The organism is Parapedobacter composti, from assembly GCF_900112315.1.
Lineage (GTDB): Bacteria > Bacteroidota > Bacteroidia > Sphingobacteriales > Sphingobacteriaceae > Parapedobacter > Parapedobacter composti.
In genome coordinates, this window is sequence record NZ_FOLL01000005.1 from 123,090 (window position 1) to 149,026 (window position 25,937).

Sequence of the window (25,937 nt, forward strand, 5' to 3'; positions counted from 1 at the left end):
ATCATCGTTAATTTCGATAAGTGCCCTCAAACCGGTATGTGCCTGAAAGCACCTGATAAATGGCTCTTCCGTTTTGCGTTTTTAGATAGGTCACGCCTTCGGCCCCTGAAGCCGGTTGTCCGCTTTCAAGCACGTCGGCCGGGCCTGCGGCCGGCACATGTACTTCCGCACGCGTGTTCGGCGGCACAGTAACCTCCCAGAGGAAGCGGCCGTTGTCTTTCTTCCAGTGGCTCCCTATGGTTCCAAAAAGCGACCGATGCGTGGCGTGGACGAAGTCCAGGCCATCGATAACCTCGGGTTTCATCACGATACGTGCGAATGCCGGTTCGGCGGCCTTGATGCCTGCGAGGTGCTCGTAATACCAAACCAGCAGGTCGCCCAGCAGCATCACGTGGTTCTGAGAGTTCATCGCCGGATTGGCCGTATTACCGTTCCATAGTTCCCAGATGGTTGTTGCCCCGTTTTCCACCATGTACCCCCAACTGGGATACGTCCGGTTGGTCGCCAGCCGGAACGCTACATCCGGCCGGCCGTGGCGGCTCAGTCCCCGCATCAGCCATTGTGTACCGACCACGCCCGTGCTTATGTGTCCGCCGTACTCCGCGAGGGTTTTTCTGACGATGTGCGCAAACACCTCCTGCTCCCGCCCTTGTGGCACCAGCCCCACCGAGAGCGGCAACAGGTTGGCGGTGACCGTTCCGTTACTGTAACTGCCTGCTGCCGAATCGAAAAACCGGCTGTTGAATGCAGCCTTCAGCTCACGGCGGTACTGTTGGTAAGCCATGGTATCGCTGTCATGGCCGGTAAGCCGGGCGAACCGGTCCATCAGCTGCAGCAGACGGTAATACGTTGCCGTTGCAATCAGCTGTCCGTCGGTACGGCGGGCGGAATCTCTGGAATGAATCAGTTCAAGCGACTCAGGCGGCACACACCAGTCGCCATACTTATCTTTGGTGATGATGCCGTTTTGCGTATATTTCCGCCGCATGTAGTCCATCCACTTTTTCATGGACGGATAGTGCTTTTGCAACGATCGGAAGTCTCCGAACTGATTATACAGCATATCGGCAATGGTCAAGTACGTGCCGGGCCAGGTTACGTTATCGCCGTAGTAACGCCAGAACGCCGGGGCCACGTCCGGTATGCCGCCGTCGGTGGTCTGCGCCTGCTGGATGTCATCTAGCCATTTGGCATACAGCTTGGCATTGTCAAACACGAAACTCTCACCATACGCCCCGGTGGTGCGGTCACCCAACCAGGGCTGACGCTCGTTCCGCTGTGGGCAGTCCACCGGCATCCCTTTGTAGTTGCCCAGTATTCCCCAATATGCATTGCGAAACACCTGGTTGATGGTACTGTCGGACGTCTCGAACGAGCCGGTGGTAGCAATGCCGTCATACACCACCTTGCCCACAAAATCATCGGCAGCCGGCACACCGGGGTAACCTGTTACTTCCACAAAACGGAAGCCGTGGTAAACAAACCGGGGTTCCCAGATTTCCGTTCCCGAGCCTTTCAGCGTATATACATCGGTAACCTTGGCGTCCCGGAGATTAGCCAGGTAGAGCGAGCCGTCGTCCTGCAACGATTCCGCGAACCGCAGTTTTATACGCTGCCCGCGTATCCCCTTCACCCGGAGCTGTATCCAGCCGGTCATGTTCTGCCCCATATCCAAGATGTGAACGCTGTCGTTTAACCGGCTAACCGACCGGGGCTGCAGCGTTTTCATTACTTTCATGTGTTCGCTCATCTGGGCAGTGGGCATACCACCGGGCTCCTGCACCAGCATGGCCGGCAGCCAGTCCGTATCATCGTAACCGGGCTGATGCCAGGCACCCAATTCCTTCGTTGCATCGTATTCCTCCCCATCATATTCGTTATTGGTGCGTATCGGCCCGTCCGGCGTCACCTTCCAGGAGTCATCTGAATGGACGGTTTCCATTGTGCCATCCGCATAGGTCACATACAGATTCATGCGCAGCTTAGGGTATCCGAATGTTTTGATTTTATGCGGTTTGTAAGCTTGCCGCATGGTATAATACCGTCCGTTACCTAAAATGACGCCAATGGCGTTCCGCCCTTCACGGAGGTGCGCCGTTACATCGAAGGTGTTGTACTTGACATCCTTCAGGTAATCGGTCGGCACAGGAGCCAGCACCTGGTCGCCTATGCGTTCACCGTTCAGGTACAGTTCATAAAGGCCGAGCCCGGTGATGTACAGCACGGCCTGTTTGATGGTTTGCCGGGCATCAAACTCTTTGCGGAAATACCGTGCCGACAGGCGGCTAAACTGGTCTTCGCGATCCCACGGGAATGCCCGGTCAAGCCCAATCCACCGCCCCCGCCAGTCCACGTAATCCAGCAGCCCCATACTCCAATGAGCCGGTTCGCTCCAGCCGGTCTCCCCTTGGGTGGTCCACAGCCGCACCTTCCAGAAGCAGTCCTGCCTGCTCACCAACGGTGCCCCGGCATACGCCACATGGACGGACTGCCGGCTGTCTACCCTACCGCTGTCCCAGAGGTCCGCATCCCCGGCCGCCAGCTTTTCCGGCGATGACGCCACGCAAAGCTGGTAAGCCAGCTGTTCAACACCCCGGCGTTCACTGTTGATTTCCCAGCTCAGCCGTGGGGACCGCGTACCGATGCCCAGCGGGTTAGACAACAACTCTGTCCGCAGGTTGATCACCTTCACCTGTCCCAGCGCAGGCAGCGTATACCCTAGGAGAAGTAGCCATCCGAACAGCCATTGTATCATCATAAATTTCATCGTCCCTCCGTTTTCAGGTAATCGATACGGAATGAGGCCTCCGGCAGGGGCTCCCCTGCATCGGACAGATCGTACGTCTGATCGGCCGGTGTGTCCGGATCGGGAAAGCGGCGGACGCCGCCGGTACGGAAGGCCACACGTTCGAACGCGCGCACCGGAGCAAATGCGATGCCGGTAAACAGTGGCTTTCCGTTTACGCTCACTGTGTAAAGGCGGTTACGGGCATCGGCCTCCACGCGTACAACATAGCGCTGTCCTGCCCGGTAGTCCATGATTTTACGGTAGCGCGCGCCCGCCTTCGCACGGAATACGCCGGTAGAGTCAAAAGTCAGCCGTATGGAAGCAGTGCCCCTACCTTCAGCCAGTTCGAAGTCGAGCTGCCCGAAAGTATGCTGCGCGGCGGTAACCGCAAACTCCACCGCCACTTGTTCCGATTGCGGGATTACTCGCTCAGCTTTGGCATAATCGTAACGGTCGCGGTCGGCCAGGCGCAGGTATCCCATGCCGCTGTCGTCCAGACCGATGGTCACCGGAGCCCAGAGCGGGCTGTAAATGTTCCATGCCGCCAACTGCTGGATTCCGTCCAGTTGTGCAAAACCGTCATCCGCGTGCCCCGCGGGGCGATCGGTCACCGGCACAGGCACTTTAGACACCCAGATGTCTTCCTTATTCATGCTGTAGGTGACCCACAGGTTGCCGTCGGGCGGTGCCCCGTTACCTTCCAAGATACCCCGCACGTACTGGGGGCCGTACGACTTGTAATTGCCGCCATACCGCATGGGCGGGATTTCGCCATTTACCAATAACAGGCGGCGGTAGTTCAGGCCATCGGCGCTCAGCGAAAGCGCCAGGGGCCAGCGGTATTCCGCGGGATTATACACCGTGGCGTATGAACCGTCGGAAAGGCGCTGCCCCCAGATTTTGGCGTTGCTGTTGACGAAACCGGGTGCCCTCACGGCGTTTTCAGGCCACGTTCTACCACCATCTTCACTAATGGCCGTGAGGGCATGTTTCCAGAGCCCCACTACCCGGTCACCGGGCAGGCGATAATAGCTGAACGCCTTGTATTGCTTCTTCAGCGGGATCAGCGGGTCATCGCGGTCGGCTTCCTCCACCCACTGCATCATCATCAGCGGATCTGTCAACAGCTCTTCACATGCCGCCACAAAGCCGGTGTCTTTACTGTCCTTGTAAAACGGATAACTGGACTGTGCCGGATCCCATGACGCATTATAACGGATAAAGTGGATAGGGCCGTAGCTACCATCTTTGCGGATTTCCCGTACCACGCGGCCGATTCCGTTTCCGTCATTCGGGTCGTCTTTCTCATCCATCGCGATGCCGTAATAACCCAACGTAAACAGGCGGCCCGATCGGGAAACGAAGAACCCCATCCGTTGATGCATCACCGCATCAAGGTCTTTTGCCACTCCGGGATGTCCTTTCTTGGTATACCCGTCCGGAATGCGGTAAGGCGGAAATACCACTTGGGGGGTCGACCAATGATAACCATCGGCCGAAGAAGAAATGTACGTCTGGCTGGGGGGAATGTGCTCTCCCACGGGGTCGGCCAGATGCTGCAGGTAAAAGTGTCCGTTCCAGTACGCCAACATCGGCGCGTGGTTGTACGTCCACCCATACCCCTCAGCCAAGTCAGGCCGTTCACGGTTTGCGCGGAGCACCTGGATATTATGTACACCGACGGCAAGCCGCAACTGCCCGTGATGCTCTTCCACATTGGCCAACACAGAATCGATATAGCGCACGGTATCCCGCTGCGCATGACAATCCGCGCCCCACAGCAGCCCCGCTGCCAAGCATAACCCGTTCAGCATATCGCGTTTTTTCATCCTCCGTTGCGTTTTAAAAAGTCCTGTATCCGTTGCAAGTCTGCCTGCGTACCGGCAAAGATGGTTCCGTGTTTATGCCCCCGCGGCACGCTGATTTCTTCGGTCGCATCCGTAAAGTGAACGAAGTCGCGCGTCTTCACCGCGCCGTACGTGTGCGTGCGGTATGCATCGAAATAAATATACCAGTCATCGCCGCGTTTCAACACGGTAGGCCCTTCCGTTAGGTGTCCGGTAAACGGTTCGCCCACCTCGGTGTACGGCCCCAGCGGATTGTCAGCGAAAGCCACCCGCAGGTTCCGGTTGGGCCGTGTGTTGTCTTTCAGCACCAATACATAATCGGCCTTCTCCCGCTTCGTAATAACGGCATCGATGACACTGAAGCCGGGATCAAGGAACAACTTCGTTCCGGTAAACGTTTTAAAATCCTTGGTGGTGGTATAGTACATCCGGTGGTTGTTGTCCTCCTCTTCCATCCCCTTTTCAAACCGGTAGGGGACAGTTGACGCCCAGATGATGATAAACCGATCCGCTTCATCGTCGTAGAACAGCTCCGGCGCCCATACGTTCACGGTGGTCGGTTCATGGGCCATCACATCGATGCTGCGCTGGTTGCTCCAACGGATTAAATCTTTGGACGAAGCATAGCCGAAACCTTTAGTGCCCCTCCATCCGGTAGTCCACACCAGGTGGAATGTGCCGTCAGGCCCCCGCACGACGGAGGGGTCGCGCATGATGCGCTGGTCGCCTATCCCCGGACGGATGAAAACGCCGCCGAGGGTATCCCACCTTAGTCCATCGTGGCTGTACAGCAGCCGCATACCGTCCGTCGCCGGCTCGCGGAATGAGGTAAAAAAATAAACCGCCTCCGTGTCCTTTCCAGCCTGTTCCGTGCAGCCATCGATGAGAGCGGCAAACAGCAAGAGGCCAGCAATCAATATTTTCTGTTTATCCATATCATCCAGTCTCGATTGTCCGGTTTAACCAAATCCGGCGTAACTGTTGTCGTTCCGTCTTCCGGGGATATCCAATGCACACGTACCGGGCCGTTCCCCAGGTTAACCGGCACCTCATCCCCTCTGCCCACATAGGCCACGTAGCTCCCCCTGCCGTCTGCGAGCACCATTGTGCCTTGCCGCTGCGGGTCGGGCTCCATTTCCGCTACGGCCGCCAGGAAACCTTCGGGTAAGCTGGAAGGGAGGTTCACCAACGATGCCCCCGCCAGAAGAGCAGGCCAGCCCATGCTCTCATGGTTGCCTGCCGAGAAGATGACGGCTTTTCCGGGGAACGCCTCCCGGTATTCCGCCACGGCACGGTAAACCGATGCTGCCGACAGCTTCCCCGGATTTTCCAGCCGCGCATGCTGGCGTGGAGCCAGGTGCATCCCCCCTTTAGGGGCATACAAACTGCCGTCTGCCCGGTAATGCCAGTAGCGGATATCAATCACGTCTACCACGGCTGCCCGTTCGCTGTCGGCCAGTATAGCATCCTGCACATCTTTGGTGGCACTCAATACCACCATCGGCCTCCATCCGGTCTCGACCGCCCATTCGCGGATCACATCGATCCAAAACTGCATAAACGCCAGCGGTCCGGTATACTCCGCACCGACAGCATGCAGCACATTGGGCTGCCCCCTGAAGTTGTCCAGACATTGCCGGATGTATGCCCTGTGAAGCTCCCGGCGTACCGGATGCGACACGTCATAGAACTGGGCATCCATGAAGATACGTTTGTCACCTGCGTAATGGGGGGGCTCCGGAAATCCCACCTGATTCACGTTGTTGGCGGCGCGCCACGGAAAGTCGGCATAATGCGCCCCTGCTTCCAACACGTTATGCTGGAAATAATGCTGGTGGATGAGCAGCCGCCCAGAGCAAGTAGCCAGGCCGGCAAATTCTTGGAGCCTGCTCCAGTACCAGGTATTATATTGGGTAAGATCGTATTGACTGAGGCCGTCCCAAGCCGTACCTTTGCCGCTACGGGCAAACGGCAGCTCATAGAACGGTGCCCATGCGTCGGCATCCATGCGGCGCACCCGCTGGTGGTCGTCGCGCCGCCGATCGTACCACAACCCGTAGTTGTGTTCTATCGCTATCCAATGTTCCCGTTCCATCCATTGGACGACCTCACGGAGGTCGTCAGTGTATCCTGTTCCGGTGCGCCCCGGTACGAACCGGGTGATGTGAGGGGTTGCTTTGGCCACTTCCGGCTTCCGGAGGCTCCCCCGCCACCACATCACGTGGTGCCTTCTGCCCGCAGCCACCTGTCCGCCAACGGCGAGCCAGCCGTTGCGTAACACCAGCGGCTTGGCAATGGTCTGTTGCGCCGATGCATCTCCGGCGGAAGGTAATGTCGCGTTCCGCATATCCCGTGCAACCGGAGCAGCCACGGGGCGTAACACCGCAGCGCTGTCAATCCAGGCGGCCAGCGAGAGCGGCGGGGCGTACGCTTCTGCCGTCAGCGCGGCGGCCACCGCCGGCGATGGACTGCTGGAAGCCTCTCCACTGAACGGCAACAGGAAACTGCGTTCCCGGGCAGCCTCCCCTATACGCTCGGCCAGTTGGGCGTAGTACAGGCTGCGCGGCCGTACATGGGTGTCCGACTCGTACCATTCGCCGTTACCTGCATAGCGCCCCCATGTACCGAAAGCCCAGTTGCTGGCCCCAGGTGGCCGGTCGCAATCTATTTGGGCGGCACTGCAATTCCAGATCACACTGTTCGCTCCCGTCCATCCGGTTCCTTGTGCTTCAGGCCCGCGATTGGGGAAACCGAGCCGATGGCCATCTACCGTAACGCCGTCCAGCAGCACGCCGGATGCCCAGCTTCCTATAGCCCCGCTGTAATGGAAGGGCAGGTGCGACTCGCACTGCACGAACACGTTGGGACCGGCTGCCCCGTAACCGACGGCAAAATCGTGATAACCATATTCCGCGTAGAGCCGCTGGAATAGCGTCTGCTGTCCGGCCGTAAAAAAAGTATTCCGCCGGTAGGCAGCAACTTCCGATACCGGCTGTAACGACTTGCAGTCTTCCACGGTAATGCGCCTGGCCGTCTCCGGTAAAAACACCGCTGAACCCGCAAAATGCCGGAACGTCACTTGCCTCACCCAAGCATCTATTACGTGTTCCATCCGGATGGCTATCCACCGGTGGTTTTCGTCCTTCGGATTGGATGTATCATATTCCGACAGGCAGATGAGGTTTTCGATACCTATCTGCGTTAGCCGCCCCGGCCACCGGTAGGGGGCAACGTAGCCGCCGCCGAGCTGCTCATCAATAGCCGTGGTAATCGGCGCATCGATGCGTATTCTTCTGCCCTCCACGGCTACCACCTGCCTGTCCCATGTGATGTCATGCTCACCCGGCCGCCAGCCCAGCCAGTTGTTGTCGCCGCCGAACCGTTCCATGCCCAGCTGCGCAATCCACTCCGCCGAGGCGGGCCGGCAAACGGAAATCCGGTCGCCTGGTCGCAACAGGTGCGGTTCTTCGACAGCCAGCTCGAGGGCATTGACGGGAACATAGGCATCGGTGATACGGAGCCGTTTGCCGGCATCGGTACGGTCATTTTCACCGGCAACGTCAATGAGTGCCTCCCGACTGCCCCCCACGCCCAACAAAACCGTTCCGCCGTCGTGCATGCCGCTGCCCCGCAGCACCACACCGGAAGCCTGTATCCGCAGACTGCCTGCCACACGGTATACACCGCGATCCAGCAATACCGCTCCGCGGAACCCATCGATATCGACCGGCAGGGAACTGACATAGTTAATTGCATGCTGGATAGCGGCCGTAGCGTCCGCTCCGCCAGCCATAAGCGGCACATGGACCTTCGCAGGCACCGCAGGTATCGGCAGCTCCCCCGCCCGGTAGCCGGCGTAGGAAAAATCCGGTATACGGTTACCCAGCGAATCCGGCCGGTAGTGCAGCGCCCCTGTTTCGGCAACGAGCAACGGCCGGCCTTCAGCCCTTTCCTGGGTAAACCCCCAAAAGAGCAAAGCATTGCCAGAAATTAATCCGGCAACGCTAAGCAGCAAACCAACAAACCGATAGTTAGCCATGTATATCAATTGTCGACTATCCAGCCGGAACCACGTTCCGGATATCGACCAGACTATTCAGATAAATTTCAATATTCGTGTAACCACTTTCTGTATAGGCCGATGCATCCGAGGGGTCATTCGGATTCAGCCCGTTTTTCGTTTCCCACTCATCGGGAATGCCGTCGTTGTCGGCATCCTGGTAAGGCGTTCCTTTATACTCCGGATATCCGCCGACCTGGTCAATAGCCGTAATGATCCCAATTTTGTACGAATCCCGCGGTAACCGGCGGTGCTCAAACTCATACGCTGGCAACTTTACTTCCGGCAGCGGATCGATGTTTCCCGTGCGCACGGTGTTGGTCACCCGTACATCCACCGCATCACGCACCGGCAGCGTTGCGCCGGCATTCGCCAGCACATAGTCAAACGCGTCCGCGGCGGGAAGGATCGTGAATTCCGGCTTCGCAAAAGGTTTCGATGCCCGGATGTAATCGGTATACTCCCCCGCATCGGCCTGGTCTTCAATCTGAACGCCCCCATCCCAATTATTGCGGGTGACCCGGTCGTTCCCCTCCACAATATTGCCTTCTACATAAGCCCGGCCATAGGTTTTTTCATCGAGCGCACTTCGCCCTGCTTCGGGTTTCAACAGCCGGTAGGCCAGCCGCGAATCCTTGGGTGTGGCAGGTCCGGGCTTATAGTAATTGTTGATAATGTTAAACTTGGCCGTATAGTCGCCCCCGTCTACATTGCGGTGCACCCAGTTGAACAACACATTATTGGCAAAATTGAACACCCCGTTCCAGCCAACGGATGGGTTCCGCCCCGCATTGTTAGCCCATAGGTTACGGATAAAGGAACAGTTCTCACCACCCAGTGTACTGCCGAATGAGTGGTTGTACGTGTCCAATGCCTCAGAAAATATCGAATTCTGTATGGTGAGGTTTACCGTACCTAACTTCTTCGGCGGTTTACCAATGCCTTCGTCATACATGTGGCGGTACATAGACATGTTTTCATCCAGCCCCCAGCTGGCCGATACATGGTCTATCATGATATTGCCGATGGGGTTACCGCCGATGGCGTCATCCCGACGCCCTACCCAGGTTTCGCCCCTGCGGAAACGCATATAACGGATAATCACGTCATGCGTGTCAATCCATACCGATTCGCCCGCCACACACACCCCGTCGCCCGGGGCGGACTGCCCCGCGATGGTAATATAGGGCGCACGGATAATCAGGGGGCTTTTAAGCCGGATGATGCCGGCCACGTTGAACACCACGATGCGCGCGCCGCCCTGTTCACAAGCCCAGCGCAGCGTGCCGGGACCGCTGTCTTCCAGGCTGGTTACCACCAGCACCTTGCCGCCCCTTCCGCCCGGGGTATAGGCACCCCCGCCTTCGGCTCCCGGAAACGCCGGAATATCAGCCTGCGGCAGGTCGTCTGGCCGACTGGCCCAGGGCACGTACGGGCGGTCGCCCTTAGCTTCCTCCAAAATGATGGGCCACGCCACCGTCCAGGCCGAATCCGCGCGGCGCTCGGCCTCAGCCATTAATTGGCGGGCAGCTTCCCCGTCTTCCTGAGGTACTTTTGGGTACTGCCCGGCAGACTTTCCGACAACCGCGGCGACCAAACACACCATTAACCAACTCTGTTTACCGTATAATCCCATTTTATCTTTCCTCCAATGCATTACATTTATTTATCCTGTTTGCGCTCACAAATTAGCGCCATTTATCTCTTGGATTCCTCCAAACGGTTGGTGGCCGCGCGGAGGTCATACCCCTTTTTTGACAGGTAATTATTGGCCCGTCCGCAGTATTTGGCAAACCATTGGTTCTGTTCTCGCTCAGACAGCACATTGACTGCATTTTCCCTGGCCTCGATTAACAGTTGATACACCTGCCGTTTATCCTCCTCCGTCATGTCAGGCAACAATTTCTGAAATCGATCGTATTCTTTCAGCAATCGGTATCCGGTCATTTCATCTTTGATCAGATCCAGCTGATCGGGCGGCAACCATTCGCCCAGCTTGTCAAAAAACTTGTTGCGTTGTTCGTCTTGTCTGGCTTTTGCCGCAGTCCAAACCATCGTAACCGCCTCGTCTCGTTGTTTAGTCGTCGTCGGAGTATCTTGTGCGCCAGCATCCCTCAACCGCGCATCCTTCCACTGCGCAATACGCTCCAACTGCTGGTATTGAAAAGCTGTCAGGTTACGAACCTGCTCATGGAGAACACCACCGTTCGGCACCAGTTTGTCCGCTATCCGGGCGGCGGCGACAATCATCAGTGTGCTGTCTTTAACATTCCTTCTTTTTGCCCAGTCTTCGCTTTCCTGCTTCAGATTAAACCCCTCTTGGGCTAAAAAGTTAGTGATTTTTCCCTTGTATTTATTGAACCAGGCATGCTTTTCTTCCGACGATCCACCATCCATTGCCTGCTCGCGGGCTTCCACCAGCCACCCGTAAATCCTGGATAGCTGCGCATCACTCAAGTAAGGTAGCATCAGCTGATAGTTCAGGTAGGTCTTCGGCACCACGTCATAAGTCATGCCATCCTTCACTTTATCCACCTGTTCAGGGGTCAGTACTCCGGCCAATTTTCCGACGTACTCCTGGTGCAGTTCACCGGCCCTCTTCTCCGCTTCCGCTTGGATGGCATCGCTATCTTCGGGACGTTCAGCCAATTGTTTATCACGCAAGCCGTGTATCTGGTTTAGCGCGACATATTGGGCGGCTATCAATACGGTTACCTGCGCGGCCTTATCCGCATCTCGCAGTTCCAAGTTCCGCACAATCTTTTCAGCCCGTTCCGTGGCAGTCCGTTTGTAGGCTTCATCTTGGCCCTGCAAGGCCTCGGGCATCACTGTACCGGCCAACAAAAGGGCCAGAATCATTCTTCTCATCTGCTTAAAATTTATCACTACCGCTGCATTTTCACACTGATGTTTATGTAGGGCCGTCCTTCCAAATCTTTCGTGCTCTGATTTACGTGTATGGCCCCGTACTTGCCTTCAGGCGTAAGGAAATACACCAGATTGCCCGGCGCAAGTCCGGCTTGCCATGTTCCGAAATCGGTAGACGTTACCGTCAAATCCCTGCTTTTGGCGTGCTCCTCAATAACGCTTGAGGAAACTAACGTGTATAGGAACGTGTTGGTCTGTCCGGTAAGCGGTGCGCTAAAGATCGTTTCCCGCTTCTCCCAGTCGCTGATATCATAGGGCTCAAACGGATTGGGATCCGTACTTAATGAATAATAATTATAAATCAACTGATTGGCATGTGCAGGGCGTGGATCAGGCCTTACCCGGATACCAAAATCAATATCGGCCGAATGTTCCCGTCCCTCCGCAAAACTGAACGCCTCTCCCCTCATCAGGGAATAGAAAGAGGGGGTTGTACCGCTAACGCTGTCAGGCGCAAAAATCCTGCGATCCGGGATCACCCGATAGCTTGGCCTCACTTCTATAGTCACTTTCGTATAACCATCTCCCATATAGTGCCCCACCCGGTTCTTGGCAAAAATCCGGTACGATGTTTGGCCGTCGCGCTGCATTTTCAATTTCAGAATTCGTGAATAGCTTCGGCGCTCAGACTCATCCGATATGACGGTTTCGGTGCGTTCGGGATTATTGCCCTGGGCTCCGCCAACTTTTTCCACAACCACGGCATACATGTCTTCGTTGGCTGAAGCTATGGTGTAGTCAATGTATACACTGTCGCCATCGTTCACCAGTTTATAGTCGGTGACGCTGAACGGGTGATCGCCGTGGAAAGTCACTGTTACATCCGTAAACATGTTGAATATATTGGCTGCTTCCTTCTTACAAGCCGCCATAACGAGCCCTCCCCCGAGAAGGACCATAAATATTCGTATATTAATCGTTTTCATTGTCGGTTCTTTTCAAGAATTTGTTACGTATGCCGTTTCAATCATCCAATGGGTCAAATGTGCCTCCAGCCCACCCGACCGTAGGTTCGATATTGGCTCCTTTGTTCACGAAGTCATTATGGAACGTGTAAAACACATGGAATTCCGGCACAGCGTACGGGCCGTAATTCGGGGTGTTCAACGTGTAGGGCCTAAAATAGGTCAGATATGTGTCTTTATCATTCACATCCAGGCTTTCCCTGAATCTAAGCCCTGTCGCCGGATCAATTTCCTCCAGAATTTCCCTTGTGTTATCTCCGTTAACCACGTCAAAAGCTACGGTTTGCATACTTCCTGTTAACAAATGCATGCGACGTGTTCTGCGCAAATCGGAATTGCGTTTATTTTCAAAGGCAAACTCTACCATGCGCTCATTTATTATCAAATCCCGCATTTCATCAACCCCGTTCACAGCGCCCAGGCCATAGTCATTTCCGCCGGGGCCTTCTTCGATACCCGCACGAATCCGAATTTGCCGCACCATATCCTTGGCTAGGGCCAAGTCGCCTGTTTCATTCGCGCAATCAGCGTAATTAAGCATCACTTCTGCTAACCGGAGCTCTATCCAATCCATGCCATTGCCACCGATATTACTGGAATAGTTAACATTTCCTTGAGTCAGGTTGGGTGTGGTAAAGCGCTTGCAATATACCCCCCGCAAATTTGTTTCCTGTGTCGCGCCGACGTAATTCCATTGCCGACGGCCGGGGTTGCCATTCAGCGGCCAGTAGCTTCCATTGTAGGCGATGGTGGCCTCAAAGCGAGGGTCGCGGTTCACCCAGAACAAGATGTCGTCATATTCATAAGCACCTTCACCAATCGGGTTCCCATCTTTCATCGGGTATGCGTCCAATAAGCGTTTAGTCGCCACATACCCTTGGTAAGCCGAACCGCCGGCGGATGATGGCCGGGCCCGGTTTTCTCCGTTATGCCCCCGGTGCACTATGGCATTGGAATATGTGCGCACCAGAATGGCTTCGGGATTCTGCGTCCCTTCCAACCTGAAAATATCCGCGTAATCGGGAACAAGGCTGTGTCCGGCTGCCAAGCATAATTCGTAGGCTGTCCGGTTTGCTTCGAGCGCTACCTGCCAACGCTGGGCATCGTAGGGATGCTTTGGATCGTCCACCGGATTAAACTGGGGGCTCGCCCAGTAGAGCAGGACTTTTGCTTTCAAACTCGCGGCGATTACCTTGTTGATTTTCCCGCGTCCATTATTATCGTTCCAATCGACGTTGTCCAGCTTCACGATAGCGGAATCGAGGTCGTTCAACACGGCCTGGAAAATCTCCCGCGCGCTGTTCCGCCCACTTACCGTAATGTTGTCCGGATCAACAGGTTCCAGAATCAGCGGTACGCCGCCATACACTTTGGCCAGTTCAAAATACACCATGGCACGCAACGCGTAATATTGCCCCAGATACGTGTTCTGCACTGTCGTCGGCAAGGCGCCCTGAGGGATGTACCGGATAGCATTGTTACAAAGAGCTATATCGAAGTACCTATTACTCATCCGATTGTAATTATACGCGTTTCCTACGTACCGTACATCGTGGTTACCCAGTGTATAGCCAAAATCCATACCCAACGCCCGCCTCGCCCACTGATCCTGGTTCGGGAAAAAGTTTTCATCGCTGGCCAGATGTATGCCAAACCTGTCAGGCACTTGCTGATACAGAAACTGCGGGATAATGTTGTCATATGCCCGGTTCAGGTGCAACTGGATGGAACCCTCCGAATCCCATATCGCCGCGTCTATGCCACCTCTGTCCGGAAGCTCGAAAAAATCATCGTCGTTGCAGGAAACACATACCAAACTCGTAATCAAGCCGACCAATGCTATATGTATGGAGAATAAGTTAATTTTCATCGTTTTCATCGTTGAAGATTTATAAGCTCACACTTAATCCCAATGAGATCGTTCTCAAAATCGGGTAGTCGTACGCGCTGGACGTATATGGATCTTTGTATTTCAGCGGATTCACCAACGTCCACAGGTTGTTGCCGGTAGCCAGTATACGTGCACTTTGCAGACCGGCTTTAGCGACCAAAGACGTAGGAAGCCGATAGCCAATGGTCATGTTGTTTACACGCACCATTGTTCCGTCTACCATCCAGAAAGTGGAATTACGCCCTAATGACGGGTCGTCAAACCGCGGCATCCAGCCGTCAGGATTATCCGGAGTCCAGCGATCCCGCCAAAGGGTGAGTACATTCCGTGTCAACTGCGGCGCTGTACGTGCCCTGCCGTCATACGCCACCTTGCCACCAATCCGGGCATTGATATTGGTACTGAGGTTGAACGCTTTGTAGCTTATGCCCAGCGTAATACCGGATGCAAAAAGCGGGTTGGTATTTTCATACATCGGCACCAAATCCCAGTCATTGATGATACCGTCGCCATTCGTGTCTTCAAAGTACATCCAACCCGGCTGGGGAATGGAATTGTATAGCCTGTAGTTGGGATTTTCTGACAAAAAGGCATCCACTTCCTGCTGCGTACGGAAAGTGCCCCGGTACAGCAAACCGAAGTTGTTGTTGTTATACTTACGCGGATCGGTGCCGAAGGCAGCCGCCAGACCATCCTCGATATTGTTCTCCAGTAAATCTCCGGGAGCATACAATACCCGCGTTACTATGGAATTGCCATAACTGAAGTTCATACTGGCACTCACATTTACCTCACGGGCAATCTTAGCCCGGTATCCGATGGTAAATTCGGAACCCCAATTATACGCTTCCCGGTAATTGATACCGGGTGGCAAGTAGCCTACGTATAACGGGGTAATGTCGTTGCCCCCCTGATCAAAACCGTCAAACACTTTGTTCTGGAAAAACTCGGCCCCGATATCCAGTTTATTATCAAACAGCGACATTTCTACCCCGAAGTTAACCGTCCGCTTTTTTTCCCATGTAATAAACGGGTTGGGGATAACCGACGGCCTCAGGGAATTGCCGTTGTTTTCTCCATACAAATAGCCGTTGGTAACGTCAATGACGTACCGCTCCTGCCACAACCGCTCTTCTACGCGGTCGTCACCGGTGATACCAATGTTAAACTTGAGTTTCAGGAAATTGATAAACGGCACATGATCTGCGAAAAACTCTTCCTGGCTAACCACCCAGGCTGCGCCGATACTGGGCGACCATCCCCACCGGTTTCCCAGCGCAAAGTTGGAAGAAGCATCCAGTCGACTTACCACTTCCACAATATACCGCTTGTCCCAATCGTAATTTAACCGTCCGAAGAACGACCGCTTGGCAGTTTCCGTCCGAGTTACCCCGTCTTGGGTCAGGGTATTCACATCAAACGCCCAGTACTCTTCGCCTCCCGGGATCAGCTGGTCTCTCCAATAGAACCGCATACTCTCCGAATTGGATTCCAACTGCTCTCCGCCTACGATAGCCTCCAGGCTGTGACGGCCAAATGTGTTTGCATACTGTAACGTCAAAAATCCTTGATAGCTATTGCTCTCGCCCAATTGTGGGCGTACCCGGGCATCCCGCTGAGAGACCACGTCTATATAAGGAGTTTCCGGATCCAACTGATCAGTAAACAACTGTTGATTCTGCCCCCGACGTACAAAATTATACGCCCTGAACTGCGGCTGGTATAACCGGCCATTTGTTCCGCTGCTTCCCTGAGAAATCTGGAACCGGGCAGTGAAGCCTTTCAAAAACTCCGGTTGGTACGTCAAACTGGTATTGATTCGGTAGCCCCGGTACTTTTGGACATCGGAATACCCCGATTCCAAGTAGGCCATCGGGTTTCGGTTAGCACTATAATTCACAAACTGATCACCGATGCGTATGGGAACCCATTTGGGCGTCACGATCATCGACTCAATAAAACTGGCGTCATTTTCAGTGATGTTATGCCGTGCATTCCGCACATTTTGATCCACGTTGAAATTCACATCCGCTTTCAGTCCGTTCCCGAAATCCGCAGTGATGCCTGTACGGAACGAGTACTTATCGAAATTCATTCCGGCATAATTTGCATTCTCGTTCTGATAGCTCCCCCCGGCAAAAAAGGTCAGCCTATCGGATCCACCGGATATCCCCACATTATGCCGCTGGGTCAGCGAAGGTTGCCACATCTCTTCAAACCAGCTTTTGTAATTCAGGCTTCGGATATATTCCAGATCTTCCCGGCTAAAAAAATCGCTTTCGGGCGCATTCCGCATGATATTGACTTCATTCATAAGCAGGGCGTGTTCATAGGCCGATAACATCTCCGGCCGGGTTGCTGCGTCAGACACGCCGGCGTAACCGTTATAAGTGATGCTCGGCTTGCCCGCTTTACCGCGTTTGGTGGTCACCAGCATTACGCCCTTGGCTCCCGCTGCTCCGTAGATGGCTGCGGATGCATCCTTCAATATCGAAATATTTTCAATCATGGAGGCGTCAAGGTTGTCAAACGTCGGCCGGTCGACAATAATCCCGTCTACGATATACAACGGCTCGGCCGTCGCCCCAGCCGGGGCGTTGGGCGACGTCGAAGCATTCCGGATGTTCAACGTGATGCTGGCTCCGGGCCTGCCGGACACCTGGCTGACTCCTACCCCGGCAATCCGGTTACGCATGGCTCCCGCGATATTCGGTGCCGGGATGTCCATTAATTCTTCACCAGTCACCGTAGCCACCGAACCGACAATCTCCGAACGCTTCCGCTCGCCGTATCCGGTTACCACCACTTCATCCAAACTGGCATTATCCTGCTCCAGGAAAACCTCCAGCCTGGCTCGGCCGCCCACCTCTACCTCCTGCGACCGATAGCCCAAAAAATGGAAGACCAACACCTCTTTACCCGTAGGGACATTTATCCTGAACACTCCGTTTTCATCGGTCGTTGTCGCGGTCTGTGTGCCCTTGAGGGTGACGGTCACCCCCGCTAACGGCTCACCACGCGAGTTTTTCACAACACCGGTAATATTGATAAACCGGTGTGCCGTAGGCTCTTCCGCATAGGTCATCGGTGACATGAGGCACCCTACCAGCATAAGCCAACTGAATAACGGCCTGATCCGCATCGGCGCGACTCTACTGTAATACGTCAACTTACTGATCATAAAATAGTTAATTATTGGTTTATAAAAATATCAGCAACCTTCCGCCCAAATGTCCCCGGTATCCGGCTGCCGTGTTTATATTAACTTGTATTTAAGACACTTTTTAATATAAAATTGGTTACAGTCGCCAATTGACCTATTTAACGCCTTGGCTCTACCCTGAGTTAGTTAGACAAAGTTCAAGAAAATACAGGATGGGATTTTACACCTTATTGCCTTGTTATTATACAATCTTATCATATCCGGAAAACAGCCTATAGCCGCTGCAATTTGCTATCAAAACGATAGCTGCTTCCCGGTTCGGTAGCCAGCTCCGCCAGGTATGCGGAATACCTGATGCGGAGCGGTCCGCCTTTTATCGAAAGTACCCGCAGCTCAGTGAGCCGGTGCTTTTCCCATTTCAGGTCAATGACGAAACCGCCCCTTGCCCGTATGCCGCTCACCTGACCAAACGGCAGCATAGGCAACAGCGCTGGCAGCACGTCAATGCCTTCGGTGTGACTTTGCAGCAACGCCTCTACGATGCCCGCTGCCCCACCGAAATTACCATCAATCTGGAAAGGTGGGTGCGCGTCCAGCAAATTCGGATAAGAACCGCCTCCTCGGGCTGCCGGCGAAATCAGCATCTTAAGTAATTTCTCCGTCCGTGAAGCATCTAGCAACCGTGCCCAGAGGTTGATTTTCCAAGCCAGGCTCCATCCCGTTCCCTCGTCGCCGCGGTGGTTCAGGGAAATTCTCGCAGCCTCCATGAGGGCGGGATCATTAGCCCCGTTGATTCCGGCGCCCGGATGCACCGCCCAGAGGTGAGACATGTGCCGGTGCTTATTTTCCGGATCATCCACGTCATCCAGCCATTCCTGCAGCTGACCGAAGCGGCCTATCCGGTCGGGGGCGATCCGCGCTGCCAGCGCCCGGATATCCGCGGCCCAATCCTCGTCAATCCCCAGTCGGGCCGAAGCCGCAACCACGTAGCCGAAAAGTGCGCGGATCAACTGGTGATCCATCGCCGGCCCCGCCACCAGCCCCCCGTGTTCTGGCGAGTTGGACGGCGAGCTGATCAGATACCCCGTTTCGGTGTCTTCCTGCAGGTTATGTTGATAAAAGAGAGCGGCCTCTTTCATCACCGGATAGGCCCTGTCGCGTAGGAAGTCCTCGTCAAGTGTAAACAGGTAATGCTCCCACAGGTGGTGGCAGAGCCAGGCAGGTGCGCCCAGCCAGATACCGTGGTTCGGATGGTTTATCGGTGCCGTACCCCGCCATAAGTCCGTATTGTGATGCACCACCCAGCCGGGGGTGCCGTAATGGATGCGCGCGGTTTCCCGTCCGCGCTCACGGAGCTCATCCACCATATCAAACAGCGGCTCATGCAGGGCCGATAGCCCCATCACTTCGGCTGGCCAATAGTTCATTTCCAGATTGATGTTGGTGGTATACTTACTTCCCCATGGCGGGGTCATCAGGCCGTTCCAGAGGCCCTGAAGGTTCGCAGGCTGTGTGCCCGGCCGTGAGCTGGATATCAGCAGGTATCTTCCGTACTGTGCGTAAAGGGCCAGCAGTTGGGGGTCCTTACCGTCGGCAAATCGCGCAATGCGCTGGTCGGTGGGCAGATGATTAAGTGTATCGCCCCCAAAGCCGATGGAAAATGTGTCGAAAAATGAGCGGTAGTCCGCAATATGGTCTTGTTTCACCCGGTGATACGGCTGCCCTTCAAGAGCCGCCAGGGTATGGTTTACAGCCTCATCCGGACGTCCGGATGTATCGTCATAGCGTTTGAAATTGGTGGCCGCCGCAAGATATAGTGTCACCTCATCGGCGCCGGCGACGGTAATCGATGTGTCAGTGACCGATACGTCACCGCCCCTCGGCACGACACGCAGTAAGCTTTCGCCGCGGAGCGCTCCGCGCTTCACCTGCAACGTAAGACCCAGCGTCCGGCCGTCCACCCGTCGCATACGCGAATTTTTATGGGGGCTGCGCAGGGAGGCGCGGACCGATACCGCGCCGCGCTGGTCGGCGCGGATGTGGGCTACCAGCACATTGGCAGGGTAGCTTGCGAAATACTCTCTCGTGAACGTAACGCCATTAACCATGTAAGACGTCGTAGCCACGGCATTGGCAATGTCGAGCATCCTCCGGTAGCTGGCCACTGAATCATGCCCCGGCAACTGCAACAGCAGGTCGGCAAAAGGTTGGTAATCGGCCTGGTACCGAGGTTCCGCAGGTGCATCGTCGTTCTGCACGAAATAGTGCCAACGCTCCGGCAACGGCAGCCCGGCCTCATGCGATTTGCCCGCGGGATAAAGCGCCAGTGGAACCGTGGTATCTTTATAACCGACGAAACCACCTTTGTCGTAATAGTTCAGTACAAGCACGGTGAGTTGGTTGTTGCTTGCTTTTAACGATCCGGCTGGCACGAGGTAGCGTCTATCTTTCCCTGCTCCATCGGTATTGCCGATTAACCGCCCGTTCAGGTAGGTAAAATCCTCATCGCGTATTTTACCGAGGTCAAGCACCAAGGGCTGTTCCAATAGGCTGTCAGGTACATCGAACGCCGTGCGGAACCATACCGCACCGTCCAACCCTTCGAGCCCGGGGATGCCCGCCACCTCCCATCCACCGTGGGTGGGAAGTTCCATCACCTGCCAGAAATCATCGTTATCCGGGGTGCCCGCAGCCAGCACCTTTGACCGCCAAGCGTTGCGGTCGCCCGCAGGTGACCGCAGCCCCATGAACCGTTCACCCGCCAGCCGCTCGGCTTCGGCCTGACGGCCCTCTGCCAGCAGCTGCCGCAGTTGCCCTACCACGGTTGCCGCTCCGGGCCGGTTGTATTCCCTCGGCTCGCCCGTCCAAAGCGTTTCTTCGTTGAATTGTATGCGTTCATGGGCCGTTCCGCCAAAAACCATCGCGCCCAGGCGGCCGTTCCCGATGGGCAGGGCCTCATTCCATTCCACGGCGGGGCGGTCATACCAAAGCTCGAGCGCTCCGCCGGAACTACCGCCGGCGCATGCGCCGCACACCGCCATGATAATCAGCCAACGGCTCCCCTGTAAACGTTTCAATAGCTGTAATCCCATCGTATTATGGTTTAAGCGTAACACAATCAACGCCGTCGCGTTGGACGACCTGCTGGACCGCAAGATCCAATACGTTGTTTTTCAGCACCACATTGGCACTCCGGATTCCGCTGACTTCCAGGAATACGTCCGTCCCGGATGCTGCTGTGGAAGTATGGATAAACACATTGCGAGTATCAGCCAGTTTAACCAGCGGTGTCCCGGCCGGTGGCCGGCGCACGGCCAACCCACCTATTTCCAGACCGGTGACCCATTGCGCCTGCAGCGCCGATCCGGCTTCCGTCTGAATGCGGATGCCATGGAAATCAAGTTGGTTGGCATGACGGACCAGAATACCTTCCTTGGCACGGATATCGACGTCGTAAAACGACACGTCCTGCACGGGCATTTCCTCCAATCCATGAATCAGTACGGCACGGTTGCCTTCAGCTGTCATGTTGCTGAAGCGGATATTCCGGAATACCGGCGTACGCTCGGACACCGGTTCCGGAGCCGTTTCTGCATATTGCATATTCAGCACGATAACCTCCTCCCGGATGTTCCGCATTACGATATTGCTCATGCGGATATCTTCTACGATCCCACCCCTGCCTCGGGCAGTTTTGATGCGTAAGCCGCGATGGGTGCCGTCAAACACGCAGTTGCTGATGCTGATATTACGAACACCGCCGGACATCTCGCTGCCGATGACCACACCGCCGTGCCCGCGGAGCATCGTGCAATTGGTAATCACGTAGTTTTCGGCGGGCGCAGCCGCAAGGCGGCCTGAGCGGTCCTTACCCGACTTGATGGTGATGCAGTCGTCCCCCACCGAGATATGGCAGTTAGCAATATGCACGTTCCGACACGACTCGGGGTTAATTCCATCCGTATTCGGCGAGGGCGGGTTATTGATGGTCACCGCATCAATCTTCACGTTTTCACAATATTGCGGGTTGAGTGTCCAGAACGGTGAGTTGGTGATGGTTATTCCTTCCACCAGCACATCCCTGCAATGCATGAACTGGATGAAAGGCGGTCTCAGAAAACCCTTTGCTATCCATCCGGGTTCGTCAGGGGGCACCACATTTCGGTTCTGACTGAAAAATTCGCGCTGCCATCGCGACACGTTGCCTGCTGTGTCCTTGCCGTAGATGTGGTCAAAAAAATACATCCACCACGTACGTCCGTTACCGTTGAGCCTGCCGCGTCCGGTGATGGCGATATTTTCGGCCCCGTAAGCATAAATGAGCGGTGAAAAATTGATAACGTCCGTCCCCTCCCACCGGCTGGGCACCATCGGCAGATAATGGTCAAAATTGTCGCTGAAATGCAACTCTGCCCCGGCATCAAGATACAGCGTGATGTTGCTTTTCAGGTGAATCGGTCCGGTGAGGTATTTCCCTGCGGGGAAAAAGATAGTCCCTCCGCCGTTATCGGATGCCTTGGCAATGGCCAGGCGCACGGCTTCGGTGATCAGCGCCGAACTATCATTCACCGCGCCATACTCCAATACATTGTAATAAGGCTGCGCCCGCGCAGTGCCAATGCCAACCCCAATCCACAACAACAGTCCGACTCGGAATACGCTCATCGCTTCAAAGTTTTACGTTCAGTTTCGTCAGCCGCCTGCTTTTCGCCACGACTTTTCCATCGACATAAATTTTCAGTCCCTTACCTTTTCCGTACCGGGTGCCGCGCTTGTCCCACAGAATAGTCACGGTTTTACCGCCGTACGATAGCCTGTCCAGGCAAAACCAGTCCCATTTGCCCTCCGGAATCAGCGGGTTGAACAAAAATCCGCCATCCTCGGCTGGCTTGAAGCCCACCAAATCATGGATAATCAAATCACAGAATGCCGAATGGTTGTAGAATTCGCTCCGCGGGTTGTCACCTTTTAGCCAATAGCCGGTTTTTTCATCCTGATATTCGCCGAGGTACAGTTGGCCGTCTTTCTGGTGTGCGTTGGCGTAGGTCCACAGCTCGTCATAAAACACGGCCTTGCTCATTTCCCCGCTGTGCCTGTAGCCAGAGAGCAGATTGGCCAGCCCCTTGAGCGTCTGCGTTGTCGCAAACGGCCATATGGCACCGTCCCATTCGCAGCCATGCCCTGATCCCCTGGTCCTGAATGTCGGTTCGCGGCGTTCCGCCGTGGTCAGCCCCCAAGGTGCATCAAATCCATTCGTGTCAACCAGTTGGCTCCACGCTTGGGCACGGTCTGGACGGTCATCTGGCAGGTTAAAATACCACGGAATGAACCCGATAGCCTCACGCGGGGCGAGTGAGGCGTCCGCCTCCAGCTTCGTTTTGTAAAATTTCGCGGTGTCATCCCACAAGTGTCGGTCAACGAGCTGTTTGATCTCGGCGGCCCTCCTGCTGTAATGGTCCTTCAGGCGGTTGTCACCAGCCATCGCAGCGATTTTGGCCAGCGCTACCGCATTGCCATGCATATATGCGTTGATGGTCGGCCGTGCGTTTTTCTCGCGGCGGCCGCCGCTTACGGATTCTTCCATTCCGTCTTTCACGTCATGCTGCCAGAACAGTCCGCCGGGCAGTAGCCGGTTGGCTTCCCACCACCGGAAATCGGCGTCAAGCAACGCCAGCCGTTCCACCAAAAACCGCTCGTCGCGGTTCACCAGATACAGGTGGTATACGGCGTCGGACAGCCAATTGCTGAAATTATGAAACTTTGAGCCGGGCTGGTGCTGTTCGTACTTCAACCAAAAATCAATGTACTGGTTGATGTAAACCGGGTTGCGCAGCCATCTGCCTTCATAAATGTGGTGACCCAGTGCGCAACTGATCGAATTGAACTCGCCGGCATGTTTGACGGGGGTAATGAACTCCGTAAAGATGTACCCATGAGGCGTCTTCTTGAGATGCTTCCGGAAGCTCCACCATCGGTAGTAATAAATTTGTTCCAGTTTTTCATCCGGGCACTCAAAAAACGGAATGTTGGCAGCGAGCCAGTCAAACGCCTGCGCGTTGGAAATCTCGTTAACCACATGCTCCGGATCGGCGCGGTTAAAATCAGCTGCGTAAGCCGCCAGGAGGCTGTCGCCGAGCACCCGGAAGGCCGGCTGGGCATAGCCGAGGTTTGCGGCCAGCATAAACGTTAATCCCAATAATAATCTATTAACCATACCCCTCCCTATTATTGTGTTTTTCAATTGGTTAATTACAAGTATATTGCTTTCGGCCAATGTATTCAGCGTTCCGATACGTTTAATTTGCGCAAACGTTGCCGGTAACGTTTGTAATTGTCACAAGGTCACCATCGCTTTGATGACGTCCGACTCGGGCCGGAGCAACTGCGGAAAATCGCGGCCCACCTTTTCAAACGGAATCCGGTGGGTGATGTAGCTGGCCGGGTCAATCAGATGCTCGTCCATGCAGGCAAGCACCTGGTCAAAGTCGGCCCTGGTGGCATTCCTGCTGCTCATTAACGTGGCCTCCCGCTTATGAAACGCTGGATGGTTTACCGTGATATCGCCTTTTTGCAGGCCGATGAGCACGTAGCGCGCACCGTGGGCCAGGTATTCGAACGACTGGTTGATGGCCCTCAGGCTGCCCGTACAATCAATCACCACGGTGGGCATATCCCCATGGGTAAGCGTTTCGAGCGCCTCCCGCACATCGCCTTCCAGGGCGTTTAAAGTATGGGATACGCCCAAAGCAGACCTGCAGAATGCCAGCCGATTCGGGTTAACATCCAGCGCAATCACCTCCGCACCGGCAATTCGGGCGAAGGTCATGGTGCCTAAGCCAATCGGCCCTGCGCCCACTACCAGTACATATTCACCGGGACCTACCCCTGCCCGGCGTACCCCGTGTGCCCCTATCGCGAACGGCTCCACCAAAGCTAGCTGGTCTGCCGTAAGGCCGCGGCCTTGAATCAGCGCCCTGTCGGGCACGACGAAATATTCAGCCATGGCACCATCTACGTGCACGCCGCATACCGCAATAGCTGCACAGCAGTTGGGTTTGCCCCGCCTGCACGCCACGCACGCGCCGCAACTGAAATAAGGAATAACCGTTACTGCATCACCCACTGAAAAGCCCGGCGCATCGGTTTCGGCGACTTCGGCCGCTATCTCATGCCCCAGTATCCGCGGATAGTCAAAAAACGGCTGTGTACCTTCAAACGCATGGATGTCGGTACCGCAAATTCCCACCTGCCGGATTTTCAGCAGCGTATGCCCGGCGCGGCGCCGGGGCACCGCCAACTCATGATAGTCCAACTGACCAGGTTTTGTACATACAAGCGAGTTCATCGGTCTACGGTATTATTCGTTAAATAATCGAGTTTGCGGTACAAATGCTGCATGTGGGCATGCAGGACGTCCATATTTCTCTTCACAACCCCGTTGAACACCCCGATATCCCGTCTCGTAAAGGTAGAAATAGGGATGCCTCTTTGCTGCAAAAAGTACTTTGCAGCCGTAGGATATACCTGATGCATCACATCCATATGGTCAATAAAAAACTGCTGCACCAGTTCCACCTGCTCCCCACAGGCGGAATTGTCGTAATTCCGGCAAAGCCACACCACCAATTCCGGAAAATAATTTGCTTGGATGCAAGAGAGCCCCGCCGAACCGGCCTTGAGCGATGCCACAGCATGCACCATGTAGGCATCATACAGCCCGAAAGAAGGCATATCCTGCGTTGCCTGCAATTTAGCTGTTACCTGCTCGATATCCAAACAGGTATCCTTGTGGTAAATAACCCTCCCGGTATCTGCAAACCGTTTCAGCTGCCCAGCGGAGAGTACCCGCTTGAATGGATCGGGGCACTCGTAAAATCCCAGCGGAACGCCGTGGGTGGCATCGAGCAATTGGAACACGTTGTGCTCAAACACGTCGTCTCCCTCGCTTTCCCCGGCCAACATATTGGTAATGGCGATAGCCGCTTCAATGCCCGTATCGTACATCTGCTTGATGAAATCTGTCTGATGGTGGATGGGGCCTCCGAACGTAGCGGTGGCTACCACCGGTACCGCCGCTCCCACCACGTCAACAATATGGCGGACAACAGCCAGGCGCTCGGCATCGGTCAGCTCGAACATTTCGCTGGAGAGGCAGTTAGCAAAAAGGCCTGACGCACCCGCCTCCAGGTACCATTCGGTTAACTTGGTCAGTCCGTCAAAGTCAATAGTTCCGTCTTCCCTGAACGGCGTCAGCATCACGGGAATAAGTCCCTTGGGTGTTTCGCGCATGGATAT

Annotated in this window: 14 protein-coding genes; all 14 read right to left on the reverse strand. The window is 55.2% G+C overall.

Features of this window, described 5'->3' with window-relative positions:
- Window positions 1-7 precede the first annotated feature (7 nt).
- On the reverse strand, window positions 8-2,767 hold the full coding sequence (locus BM030_RS07675) for an alpha-L-rhamnosidase (RefSeq protein WP_244518775.1): 2,760 nt from the start codon (window positions 2,765-2,767) through the stop codon (window positions 8-10).
- On the reverse strand, window positions 2,764-4,617 hold the full coding sequence (locus tag BM030_RS07680) for an exo-alpha-sialidase (RefSeq protein WP_244518777.1): 1,854 nt from the start codon (window positions 4,615-4,617) through the stop codon (window positions 2,764-2,766). The genes BM030_RS07675 and BM030_RS07680 overlap by 4 nt, the downstream gene beginning before the upstream one ends.
- The gene (locus tag BM030_RS07685; protein ID WP_090972889.1) at window positions 4,614-5,570 is read right to left on the reverse strand and encodes a glycoside hydrolase family 43 protein; all 957 of its coding nucleotides are present in this window, start codon (window positions 5,568-5,570) and stop codon (window positions 4,614-4,616) included. The genes BM030_RS07680 and BM030_RS07685 overlap by 4 nt, the downstream gene beginning before the upstream one ends.
- The gene (locus tag BM030_RS07690; RefSeq protein ID WP_090972891.1) at window positions 5,549-8,674 is read right to left on the reverse strand and encodes a DUF6298 domain-containing protein; all 3,126 of its coding nucleotides are present in this window, start codon (window positions 8,672-8,674) and stop codon (window positions 5,549-5,551) included. Before BM030_RS07690 ends, BM030_RS07685 begins: the two co-directional genes overlap by 22 nt.
- Window positions 8,675-8,690: 16 nt before the next feature.
- On the reverse strand, window positions 8,691-10,301 hold the full coding sequence (locus BM030_RS07695; RefSeq protein WP_090973049.1) for a polysaccharide lyase: 1,611 nt from the start codon (window positions 10,299-10,301) through the stop codon (window positions 8,691-8,693).
- A gap of 92 nt (window positions 10,302-10,393) precedes the next feature.
- On the reverse strand, window positions 10,394-11,563 hold the full coding sequence (locus BM030_RS07700; protein WP_090972893.1) for a DUF3826 domain-containing protein: 1,170 nt from the start codon (window positions 11,561-11,563) through the stop codon (window positions 10,394-10,396).
- Window positions 11,564-11,580: 17 nt separating this feature from the next.
- Window positions 11,581-12,549 (reverse strand): hypothetical protein, encoded by a 969-nt coding sequence (locus tag BM030_RS07705; RefSeq protein ID WP_139215839.1) that lies wholly within the window; start codon window positions 12,547-12,549, stop codon window positions 11,581-11,583.
- Window positions 12,550-12,586: 37 nt separating this feature from the next.
- Complete coding sequence (locus tag BM030_RS07710) at window positions 12,587-14,467, reverse strand: RagB/SusD family nutrient uptake outer membrane protein (protein WP_090972897.1); 1,881 nt, start codon at window positions 14,465-14,467, stop codon at window positions 12,587-12,589.
- 10 nt (window positions 14,468-14,477) lie between these two features.
- Complete coding sequence (locus BM030_RS07715; RefSeq protein WP_244518779.1) at window positions 14,478-17,660, reverse strand: SusC/RagA family TonB-linked outer membrane protein; 3,183 nt, start codon at window positions 17,658-17,660, stop codon at window positions 14,478-14,480.
- 254 nt (window positions 17,661-17,914) lie between these two features.
- Complete coding sequence (locus BM030_RS07720) at window positions 17,915-20,734, reverse strand: glycoside hydrolase family 95 protein (protein ID WP_090972899.1); 2,820 nt, start codon at window positions 20,732-20,734, stop codon at window positions 17,915-17,917.
- 4 nt (window positions 20,735-20,738) lie between these two features.
- Window positions 20,739-22,307, reverse strand: coding sequence for a glycoside hydrolase family 28 protein (locus BM030_RS07725; RefSeq protein WP_090972901.1), 1,569 nt, complete (start codon window positions 22,305-22,307; stop codon window positions 20,739-20,741).
- Between the two features lie 4 nt (window positions 22,308-22,311).
- The gene (locus BM030_RS07730) at window positions 22,312-23,856 is read right to left on the reverse strand and encodes an MGH1-like glycoside hydrolase domain-containing protein (RefSeq protein ID WP_244518781.1); all 1,545 of its coding nucleotides are present in this window, start codon (window positions 23,854-23,856) and stop codon (window positions 22,312-22,314) included.
- 120 nt (window positions 23,857-23,976) lie between these two features.
- Window positions 23,977-24,987 (reverse strand): zinc-binding alcohol dehydrogenase family protein, encoded by a 1,011-nt coding sequence (locus BM030_RS07735; protein WP_090972905.1) that lies wholly within the window; start codon window positions 24,985-24,987, stop codon window positions 23,977-23,979.
- The gene (locus tag BM030_RS07740; protein ID WP_090972907.1) at window positions 24,984-25,931 is read right to left on the reverse strand and encodes a dihydrodipicolinate synthase family protein; all 948 of its coding nucleotides are present in this window, start codon (window positions 25,929-25,931) and stop codon (window positions 24,984-24,986) included. Before BM030_RS07740 ends, BM030_RS07735 begins: the two co-directional genes overlap by 4 nt.
- Between the last annotated feature and the right edge of the window lie 6 nt (window positions 25,932-25,937).

Excerpts from the sequence above, each read along its gene's own strand:
- BM030_RS07675 (WP_244518775.1), bottom strand. The coding sequence starts at position 2,767 with ATGAAATTTATGATGATACAATGGCTGTTCGGATGGCTACTTCTCCTA.
- BM030_RS07705 (WP_139215839.1), bottom strand. The coding sequence starts at position 12,549 with ATGAAAACGATTAATATACGAATATTTATGGTCCTTCTCGGGGGAGGG.
- BM030_RS07725 (WP_090972901.1), bottom strand. The coding sequence starts at position 22,307 with ATGAGCGTATTCCGAGTCGGACTGTTGTTGTGGATTGGGGTTGGCATT.
- BM030_RS07715 (WP_244518779.1), bottom strand. The coding sequence starts at position 17,660 with ATGATCAGTAAGTTGACGTATTACAGTAGAGTCGCGCCGATGCGGATC.
- BM030_RS07720 (WP_090972899.1), bottom strand. The coding sequence starts at position 20,734 with ATGGGATTACAGCTATTGAAACGTTTACAGGGGAGCCGTTGGCTGATT.
- BM030_RS07695 (WP_090973049.1), bottom strand. The coding sequence starts at position 10,301 with ATGGTGTGTTTGGTCGCCGCGGTTGTCGGAAAGTCTGCCGGGCAGTAC.
- BM030_RS07685 (WP_090972889.1), bottom strand. The coding sequence starts at position 5,570 with ATGGATAAACAGAAAATATTGATTGCTGGCCTCTTGCTGTTTGCCGCT.
- BM030_RS07680 (WP_244518777.1), bottom strand. The coding sequence starts at position 4,617 with ATGAAAAAACGCGATATGCTGAACGGGTTATGCTTGGCAGCGGGGCTG.
- BM030_RS07730 (WP_244518781.1), bottom strand. The coding sequence starts at position 23,856 with ATGGTTAATAGATTATTATTGGGATTAACGTTTATGCTGGCCGCAAAC.
- BM030_RS07690 (WP_090972891.1), bottom strand. The coding sequence starts at position 8,674 with ATGGCTAACTATCGGTTTGTTGGTTTGCTGCTTAGCGTTGCCGGATTA.
- BM030_RS07710 (WP_090972897.1), bottom strand. The coding sequence starts at position 14,467 with ATGAAAACGATGAAAATTAACTTATTCTCCATACATATAGCATTGGTC.
- BM030_RS07700 (WP_090972893.1), bottom strand. The coding sequence starts at position 11,563 with ATGAGAAGAATGATTCTGGCCCTTTTGTTGGCCGGTACAGTGATGCCC.
- BM030_RS07735 (WP_090972905.1), bottom strand. The coding sequence starts at position 24,987 with ATGAACTCGCTTGTATGTACAAAACCTGGTCAGTTGGACTATCATGAG.
- BM030_RS07740 (WP_090972907.1), bottom strand. The coding sequence starts at position 25,931 with ATGCGCGAAACACCCAAGGGACTTATTCCCGTGATGCTGACGCCGTTC.